Below are 8978 nucleotides of genomic sequence, written 5' to 3'. Positions count from 1 at the left end.
CGACCCGTTCCATGAGCTCTTCTACTTGTTTTTCGATTTCCATCACAGACAATGGGGTTTCCAAAAGATGGCGATTGTTGTAGATCACCAACGGTTCAGCGATGATCGAACGGACGGTCATACGAGGATCAAGGGAAGCATACGGGTCCTGGAAGATCATCTGCATATCCCGTCTGGCCAACAGCATCGTCTTGTAGTCAGCCGTGGTCAAATCAACACCATTGAATACGACGCTTCCGCTGGTCGGCTTGTAGAGCTGGCTGATGGAACGGACGGTGGTTGATTTACCACATCCGGATTCCCCGACGATGCCCAGGGTTTCCCCTGGATAGACGGAGAAGGAAATTCCATCGACGGCGCGAATTGCCCCGACTTGTCGCTTCAGCAACGCTCCACTGGTAATGGGGAAGTGTTGTTTCAAATCCTTGACTTCCAACAAGGGTGTTCGTGTTTCACTCATTCTGCCTTCTCCTTGGTCTGCGCCTCTGCAAGGGCTGCTTTCTTCGCCGCTTCATCAGCATAGAGCCAACAGGCGACCTCGTGTCCACTTCCCAGATCCTTCACCGGTGGGTAGGCACTCCGACAGACGTCCATCGCCTTGTTGCAACGGGGATGGAACGGACAGCAGGGAGGAAGATCGATTACATTGGGTGGTTGTCCCTCGATGGAGAAGAGCCGGTTGCCCTTCTGTTTGGTATCCATCCGGGGAACGCTCTTGATCAAACCTTCAGTATAGGGGTGGCTGGGCCGGGCATACAGATCATCGGTTCCAGCCTTTTCCACGATGCGTCCGGCATACATGACGCACACTTGGTCGCACATGCCGGCGACCACTCCCAGATCGTGGGTGATCAGGATGACGGCGGTACCCATCTTCGAGCTGAGATTGTTGATCAATTCAAGAATCTGGGCCTGGATGGTTACGTCCAAGGCAGTGGTCGGTTCATCGGCCACTAAAACCTGCGCATTGCAGGAAAGCGCCATGGCAATCATAACCCGCTGGCGCATACCGCCGGAGAATTGGTGAGGATAGCTCTGGATTCGTTTTTCCGCAGAGGGAATGCCTACGAGCTTGAGCATTTCAATCGAACGCTTGAGGGCCTCCTCCTTGGACACATCCTTCTCATGCAGGCGGATGGTTTCCACCATCTGGGTGGAAATCTTGAGGAACGGGTTGAGGCTGGTCATCGGGTCCTGGAAGATCATGGAGATCTTGTTTCCCCGAATCTCACGCATCTGCTTTTCGGATAGTTGGAGAATATCGACCCCTTCGAACAGGGCTTCTCCCCCGACCACCTTGCCCGGAGGGCTGGGGATCAGGCGCATGATGGAAAGATTGGTAACGCTCTTGCCGCTGCCGCTCTCGCCGACGATACCCAGCGTCTCACCCTCGTGCAGGGTGAAGGAAACGCCGTCGACAGCTTTGACGATACCGGCATCGGTCCTGAAATGTGTTCTTAGGTCCTTTACTTCGAGGACTACTTTTGCATTGGGTTTCAGACTCATGTGGTCCTCCTAGAGTTGGTTTTTGCTTTGTGGATCGAACGCATCCCTCAAGCCATCACCGAAGAAGTTCATGGCAAAAAGGAAAATCGTCATGGCGATGGCCGGGAAGATCAACTTCCACGGATACAATGTCATGCCATTCACGGCATCCCCAACCAAAGAGCCCCATGAAGCATACGGAGCCTGAACACCAAGACCAAGGAAGGAGAGGAATGATTCCTGCATGATGAACGCCGGAACCCTGAGCGTGGAATAGACAATGATGACGGACAGGGAATTGGGCACCATATGGCGGAATATGATGCGTCCAGTCGACGCACCCATGCTCCGGGCGGCTTCCACGTATTCACTGTTTTTCAGACTCATGATCTGGCCGCGCACCATACGGGCAATCGTTAGCCAGCTGACCATTGCAAGGGCAACGAACAGGTTCATGATGTTTCGTCCGAAAATGGCCATGAAGATGATGACCAGCAACATGTACGGCAGTCCGTACATGATATCGACCAAACGCATCAGCAGGAAGTCTATCTTACCTCCTGCATAGCCTGCGATGGCTCCTAGGAAGATGCCGATCAAGACGCTGGTCAAGGTACCGACCAAGCCGATGGCGATGGATACCTGCCCACCGTAGATGATGCGTGAAAGCATATCCCTTCCGCTGTAATCGGTCCCGAGGTAATAATGGCGGTCATGCTTCTTGGTTGCCGAAATGTCCGCCTTCAACGAGTCGTTCACAGAAATCTGGCGTTTGATCGGAAATTGTGCATTCCCGTCGGCGATTTCCTTCTTCAGATCCCGTTCAACCGATCGCGTGATGGTCGTTTTGATCTTGCCAAGCAGGTTGGTTTTACCAATTGCATCCACACCTTTCTTGCCCATGGTTTCCAACTCAATTTCCAAGTTTGCCGAATATTCCTCATCGGAAAGATCGGGAGTGGATGCCTTCAGGGAGTTGAGAACCTGGTTGTTGATTTCCTCGGTGGTCTGTTTTTCGATGACCGCTGCGTCAACACCGAGCAGGTTTGCATAGATGCTCAGGATTTGCGGATAGCTCATCTTGGCAAGGTTGTGGGTTTTTCCGGTCGCCAGATCAGTATAAAGCATCTTGTCGACATTGATCAGGAACTCGGTATCGATTTTCTGTTGGAGGCGATCGATCGTCTTCTTGTCGGCATCGCTGAAGGTGAAGGTCCCCGCCTTGCTCTGCCGCTGGCCTTCATCATAACAGAATTGCCAGACCCTGTTCGTTTCATTGTCGGCGATCCAATCCTTGATCTGCTGGGATTGAGCTTCAGTCACGTGCAAGGTTCCTGCTCTCCAGGCCTTGAAATACAGGTCCTTCAGTTTGGTTTCCATCATCAGGTCCCCGGCCGTCTTGGTCAGGGTCGGTCTGAGGTGTTGGTGGTCAAGGATGATCTGGTCATAGGGATAAATGGGAAGCAGGGGCGCGGTTGCGGCCAGGATGGAGTAGATGATTACAACAATCATACCGAGTACAGCCATCTTGTTTTTCTTCAGTCTGCGCCATGCATCCTTTCCGAGGCTGTTTCCTTCTACGACCTGGTCAAATTCATTGAGGGCCGCTTCTTTCTGTTTGTTTCGCTTCAAGAACATGGTCCTCTCCTTTATTTATAGGTAATTCTCGGGTCGAGCTGTGCATAGACGATGTCTACGATGAAGTTCATGGCGATCAAGATGACCGAGTATACAATGACGACACCGACGATGAGGGTGTAGTCACGGTTGAACGAGCTCTGTACGAAGAATTTTCCCAATCCAGGGACGCGGAAAATTTGTTCAACAACGATGGATCCGGTGATGATGCCGGCGAAGGCTGGCCCGAGATAGCTGACGATCGGCAGCATGGCGCCCTTCAAGGCATGCTTGAAAATGATGGAGGAACTCTTCATTCCCTTTGCCTTTGCGGTACGGATATAGTCGCTGCGCAAGGTTTCCAGCATGGAGGAACGGGTAAGACGAGCGATATTGGCGAAATATTCAAAGGAGAGGGAGAGCGCCGGAAGAATGATGGTTTTCCATCCTTCCCCCGTCGTATACCAACCGCTGGTCGGAAGCCATTTGAGTTTCATGGCAAAGATCAGCTGCAATACCGGTGCGATGACGAACAGCGGAACCGATATTCCTATGACCGCCACCCCCATGCTCAGGTAATCGACCCATGAATTCTGTTTCACGGCGGCAAGGATTCCCGCACTGATACCCACCAGCAGGGCGATCATCATGGCGATGCTTCCCAGGACGATGGACTTGGGAAGACTGTTGGCAATGTAGTAATTGACATCATAGTCCTTGTACTTGAAGGAGGGGCCGAGGTCGCCGCGCAAGATGTCGAACATGTACCGGCCGTATTGTTGAATCAACGGTTCGTTCATGTGATACTTTGTTTCAATGTTACGTTTGACGACTTCGGGAAGATTGCGCTCAGTGGCGAACGGTCCTCCCGGAGCAACGCGGACAATGAAGAAACTCAAGGTAATGATAATCAACAATGTGGGAATCATCCCTAATAGTCGGTTTACGATATATTTCGTCATTCGTTTCCTCTTGTGAGATTTTTGTTGCATGGATACAGAGGCGTAATTAGCCCGTATTGATACAGCATTTCAGATACTATACCAAGATGGTATTTTATGCAAGAATTACTATAATTATACAGATTTAATACGAAAAATCTGATTGCAACAATTTACCTGGAAAAGAAATACCAGTGTAATTACAGCTCTTTGTTTCCTACAGGTTTCTGTAAACTGTCAATTTCTTTCCACAGGTATGGAGGTAGGATAACCGGGTGGTTCTATGGTATCCTACTTGTCTGTGAATTGAATGAAAATGGAGTGATCGATGAAGAACGTATATATGGAAAATCTTGGGTGTGCCAAAAACCAAGTGGATGCAGAAACGCTGATCAAGCTTCTTGAGGACGATGATTTTGTACTCACCGAGCAGGTTGAGCAAGCCGACCTTATTCTGGTCAACACCTGTGGATTCATCGAATCAGCCAGGGAGGAATCGATCAATTCGTTCTTTTCCCTGCATGAGGCGAACAGCAAGGCGAAGATCGTCCTGACCGGATGCATGGCCCAGCGGTACGCCGATCAGCTGGAGAAGGAGCTGGGGGAGGCTTCCGCCATCTTCGGGAATCGGGATCTTTCCAAGATCCATGAGGTGGTGCGTCAGGTTTTCAGTGGGGAGCGTGTGATTTCCGTTCCCTCCTACCCCCCACGGGAAACCGAGGTGTATGAACGAGATCTGTTGCTTTCCTTCCCCGGAAGCGCCTATCTGAAAATAAGCGAAGGATGCAACCACTGGTGCTCCTACTGCGCCATACCCTTGATCCGGGGTGAATTGAGGTCCAAACCCAAGCAGACCATTCTCGCCGAGGCAAGGGATTTGATCAGCCGGGGGATTCGGGAGATAAACCTGATCGCCCAGGACCTGGCTGCCTACGGAACGGATGATTCCGATCGCACAAGCAAATTCATGGAACTGCTGGCCGACCTGACAGCATTGCCCGGCGATTTTTTCATCCGGCTGCTGTATATCCATCCTGATGCCTTCCCAGCCTCCCTGCCTTCCTTTATCGCCACCCATCCGAAGGTGCTGCCGTACTTCGACATCCCGTTCCAACATGCCGATACCACCGTGCTTCGCAGTATGGGACGAACCGGAACCAAAGAGAGTCATCTGGCTTTGATCGAGCAAATCAGGTCTGCTGTTCCTGATGCTGTACTGCGTTCCACCATTCTGTTGGGATACCCCGGTGAGGATGAGGCGGCCTTCGCACAGGTCCTCGATTTCCTGAAGAAAGCCCGACTCGATTGGGTCGGTTCCTTCCTGTACAGCAGGGAAGAAGGGACGAAGGCATATGCGTTGAGAAATGATCGTGACCATCGTAAAGCGCATAAAGTGGCGGCTGCATTCCAGGAGGAATTGGAGGCATTACAGGCCCCCATTACCGGAAATAACCTCCAACGGTTTGTCGGCAAGGAATATGACATCCTGATCGAAGAGCTGGTCGAGGGTGAGGATCTGGCGATCGGACGTATGTACGCACAGGCCCCGGAAGTCGATGGCCTCACCGTGGTGGTCGGGCGGAATCTGAAAGCCGGACAGATGGTGAGATGTGGCATCAAGCGGGTAAACGGCTTGGATCTGGAGGCTATCCCTGTAGCAGGAGCAATGCATGGCTGATATCCAGGCATTGCTCGACCAGTTGAATGAAATGCAGAGGGAGGCGGTCCTGGAAAACAGCAGACCGTTATTGGTGCTGGCCGGAGCAGGCAGTGGGAAGACCCGGGTCATCACCACCAAGATCGCCTATGCGATCCAGAGTCTGGGTATTGCCCCTTACCAAATTTTGGCTGTCACCTTCACCAACAAGGCCGCCAACGAAATGAAGGATCGGGTGAAAGGTATGTTGGATGACAATCCCTATGTGGATGAATGCAATATCCGGACCTTCCACTCCTTCGGCGCTTGGCTGCTCAGACGTTTCGGTTCTGAGATCGGTCTTGATTCCAATTTTACCATCTATGACGATGATGATTCCCTTTCCTTGTTGGCTTCCTGTTTTCCCAACTACAAAAAGCGTGAATTGGACCCGATCATGCGCAAGATCTCCGCAGCAAAAGACCGCGGTTTGGGTCCGCAGGACAACCTGACCAGCCTGAAAGTCGATGCAACCTTCAAACGAATGTTTGAAGCATACGAACAGAAACTCAGACGGGTGGGTAATGTGGACTTTGCCGATCTGATCGGGAGAAGCATCGAACTGCTCGATACGCGTCCGGGTGTGTTGGATTGGGTGCATCACCGGTTCCGGATGATCCTGGTCGACGAATACCAGGATTCCAACGCCGCCCAGTTCACCCTCCTCAAGCATTTGGTCGGGCCAGGCTGTTTTGTCTGTGTCGTCGGTGATGATGATCAGTCTATCTATCGGTTCCGGGGAGCGGAGGTGCAGAATATTCTCAGTTTCCCCGAACTCTATCCATTCACCCGGACGGTGAAACTGGAGCAAAACTATCGCTCCACCCAAAACATTCTTGCCATTGCCAATGCGGTAATCAAGAACAACCGTGGTCGGCATGACAAACAACTCTGGACCGCAAATGCAACGGGGGCCAAGCCGCATCTTCTCTATGTGCAGGACGAACAGGATGAAGCCCAGCGGGTCGCCAATGTTCTGCTTGCAGATCGTCGATTCAACGAAAGCGCTATTCTGTACCGGACCAATGCCCAGTCGGTTGCGTTTGAAACGATGTTCAAACGTCTTTCCATCCCCTATAAGGTGGTGGGGGCCTTGCAGTTCTATGACCGCGAGGAGGTCAAGGACGCCTTGGCCCTCCTGTTCCTGTTGACCAATACCAAGGACGAGGTGAACTTCAAGCGCATGGTCAACAAGCCGCCCCGGGGGATCGGCCCCGGTTCCCAGGAGACCATCCTTTCCTATGCTATGGATAGTGATGGGGATGTGTTGGTCATGCTTAGGAGAGCCATAGAAGATGGGGCACTCTCTGCGAAAGCAAAAAGTGGAGCTTCCTTCTTCCTGCATATGTATGAGCATGCCAAGCAGATGTTGGCAGAAGGCGAGTTGGTCGACTGTGCCAAATTTCTGGTCACCGAATCGGGGCTGCTGGATCATTATCAGGATTTAGACCGTCAGAATAGCACCGGCAAGGTGCAGAACCTTGAGGCATTGGTCAGTGCGCTTGCACCCTACGACTCTTCCCTTGATGGATTGCTTGCATTCCTCGAGCAATTGACGCTCGACCGGACCACCCTGGGAACCGATGATCCTCGGAACAAGGATGGCGTCACCCTTATTACCATGCACAATACCAAGGGATTGGAATTCGACCGTGTGTTTGTGGCAGGTTTGGAGGATGAATTGTTTCCCGGGCGTTCCAGTGAGAGTGATGAGGACGTGGAGGAAGAGCGCAGGATATTCTATGTTGCGGTCACCCGGGCCCGCAAGGATCTGTATCTGTTGAGTGCACGAGCGCGCAGGCTTTGGGGAAAGACCAGTTACCAACACCCAAGCCGGTTTGTGGATGAGATCGATTCCGGATTGATCACAGTCCAAGGACTCCGGCCGTCCGACGGGTATGCGGGATTTGGTTCCTACGCAACCTCACCTGTCCAGCGTCCTGCTTCCAATTCCGGTTGGGGGGTGGGCGGCGGCGCCTTGATCCAGAAAGGGTTTGGGACTAAGGCGAAGAGTTTCACCATGAAGACGACCCATGAGCAGAAAGCAGGGCAGCCGCTGTTTGCACTCGGACAGCGGGTGTATAGTGACAGCTATGGAGAAGGTGAGGTGGTCGATCTGCGTATGAGCGGGGACCGCGAAGTCATCGAAGTGCGATTCTCCACAGGCCGAAAAGCGACGTTCATCAGCAAGTTTGCACAACTTGAAAAACTTGGGGGCGAGTAGGATGCGAACAGAGTGTCTGGATACTAGACAAAAACCTACGGAAGGTTATACAATGCCTACCGTTGTCCGTGCGCGTTCGTTTTATGTATATGACCGATACGGCGTGCGGTACCTCGATTTTTTTCAGAATTATGGCAGAGCCGTCCTGGGCCATCGTCCCGATCAGATCCAAAAAGCAATGAAAAATACGATCAGTCGGGGCTTGGTCAGTGAATATCCTTCGATATTTGCAGGAAGGCTCGAAACGCTGCTGGCTACGCTATTTCCAGACTATCCGGTGATTCGCGTGTATGCGGACCATCAGAAAGCCTTGCAGGTTGCAAAACAGGTATCGGACGATGCACTCTTCGATCCTGCTTCATCAGCCGAACAAGCAAGCCGTACAGTGTCCTATTGGCGACCGTTCCTAGGTTCTGGCGGGGCAGATTCCGTGATGCTCTTCCCTATCCTACCTTTCCCAGGGAGTTTCGTACCTCAGGTCGTTTGCCTCAAGGAAGAAGCCTGTACAGCAGAGCTGCCGCCTTCGGATTGTGTTTCACCGCTGTTGCTTGATTTGCTCATCAAGACGACTGCGTCCCTGGTCCGCACTTTGAAGATGGAGGAAGTAGTGACTATGCGTATGAACAATCCCTTGCAGGGGGTGTTCGAGACCCGTGGACCGTACGGATTAACCGGTCTTTCGGATCAACGCTATGGAGAGTTTGCCTTGGAGGCTTTGGCCTGCAAGGTGATCATGCCACCTTCAGCACAGGTTCCGTTCATTGTCCCCGGTGAATATACATCAGGAACGATACGGCCGTTGCTTGAGTTGGCCCGCCGGTATGCTGCGCTGTAAGTATAGATATGGAAGAAGTAATTCTACCATGCACAAAACCACACGCAAGGCCAGTCCTTGCAGAACAGGATGAATAGATGAAGACTATTTTTGTGAAACCGCTGACGATTCAGAAGAAATGGTATCTGATTGATGCAGAGGGAAAGGAGCTTGGCAAGGTAGCAGTTGCCGCTGCACGCA

6 protein-coding genes and 3 pseudogenes are annotated in these 8978 nt (G+C 52.1%); 4 read left to right on the top strand and 5 right to left on the bottom strand.

The window, feature by feature from the left end; genetic code table 11:
- From AB7C91_RS13305 to oppB, 5 genes and pseudogenes are all read right to left on the bottom strand, one after another.
- Window positions 1-460: ATP-binding cassette domain-containing protein (locus AB7C91_RS13305; protein ID WP_428592236.1), on the bottom strand; the 460-nt coding region annotated here is incomplete at its 3' end.
- Window positions 457-1506 (bottom strand): ABC transporter ATP-binding protein, encoded by a 1050-nt coding sequence (locus AB7C91_RS13300; protein ID WP_332448155.1) that lies wholly within the window; start codon window positions 1504-1506, stop codon window positions 457-459. The genes AB7C91_RS13305 and AB7C91_RS13300, both read right to left, overlap by 4 nt.
- A 9-nt stretch (window positions 1507-1515) precedes the next feature.
- Window positions 1516-2202, bottom strand: a pseudogene (locus tag AB7C91_RS13295) (ABC transporter permease); the annotation flags it as partial.
- Window positions 2203-2907: 705 nt separating this feature from the next.
- Window positions 2908-3123: pseudogene (locus AB7C91_RS13290) on the bottom strand (ABC transporter permease); the annotation flags it as partial.
- 11 nt (window positions 3124-3134) lie between these two features.
- Entirely contained in the window at window positions 3135-4064 is a 930-nt protein-coding gene (oppB, locus tag AB7C91_RS13285; RefSeq protein ID WP_332448156.1) for an oligopeptide ABC transporter permease OppB, read from the bottom strand.
- Window positions 4065-4371: 307 nt separating this feature from the next.
- Between oppB and rimO the strand changes: the two genes are divergently transcribed.
- From rimO to rplM, 4 genes and pseudogenes are all read left to right on the top strand, one after another.
- Entirely contained in the window at window positions 4372-5721 is a 1350-nt protein-coding gene (gene rimO, locus AB7C91_RS13280) for a 30S ribosomal protein S12 methylthiotransferase RimO (RefSeq protein WP_428592231.1), read from the top strand.
- Window positions 5714-7963: an ATP-dependent helicase gene (locus AB7C91_RS13275; protein ID WP_332448158.1), complete on the top strand. Its 2250-nt coding sequence runs from the start codon at window positions 5714-5716 to the stop codon at window positions 7961-7963. The genes rimO and AB7C91_RS13275 overlap by 8 nt, the downstream gene beginning before the upstream one ends.
- 52 nt (window positions 7964-8015) lie before the next feature.
- Window positions 8016-8798, top strand: coding sequence for a glutamate-1-semialdehyde aminotransferase (locus AB7C91_RS13270; protein ID WP_332448159.1), 783 nt, complete (start codon window positions 8016-8018; stop codon window positions 8796-8798).
- 77 nt (window positions 8799-8875) lie between these two features.
- Window positions 8876-8978 (top strand): annotated as a pseudogene (gene rplM, locus AB7C91_RS13265) (50S ribosomal protein L13); the annotation flags it as partial.

The sequence above is a fragment of the Sphaerochaeta sp. genome (assembly GCF_050256055.1).
In the GTDB taxonomy this organism is placed as follows: domain Bacteria; phylum Spirochaetota; class Spirochaetia; order Sphaerochaetales; family Sphaerochaetaceae; genus Sphaerochaeta.
This window is presented reverse-complemented; position numbering and strand designations above follow the sequence as displayed.

What these genes read in the sequence shown, in the direction of transcription:
- AB7C91_RS13270 (WP_332448159.1), top strand. Translation starts at nt 8,016, where the DNA reads ATGCCTACCGTTGTCCGTGCGCGTTCGTTTTATGTATATGACCGATAC.
- AB7C91_RS13300 (WP_332448155.1), bottom strand. Translation starts at nt 1,506, where the DNA reads ATGAGTCTGAAACCCAATGCAAAAGTAGTCCTCGAAGTAAAGGACCTA.
- oppB (WP_332448156.1), bottom strand. Translation starts at nt 4,064, where the DNA reads ATGACGAAATATATCGTAAACCGACTATTAGGGATGATTCCCACATTG.
- AB7C91_RS13275 (WP_332448158.1), top strand. Translation starts at nt 5,714, where the DNA reads ATGGCTGATATCCAGGCATTGCTCGACCAGTTGAATGAAATGCAGAGG.
- rimO (WP_428592231.1), top strand. Translation starts at nt 4,372, where the DNA reads ATGAAGAACGTATATATGGAAAATCTTGGGTGTGCCAAAAACCAAGTG.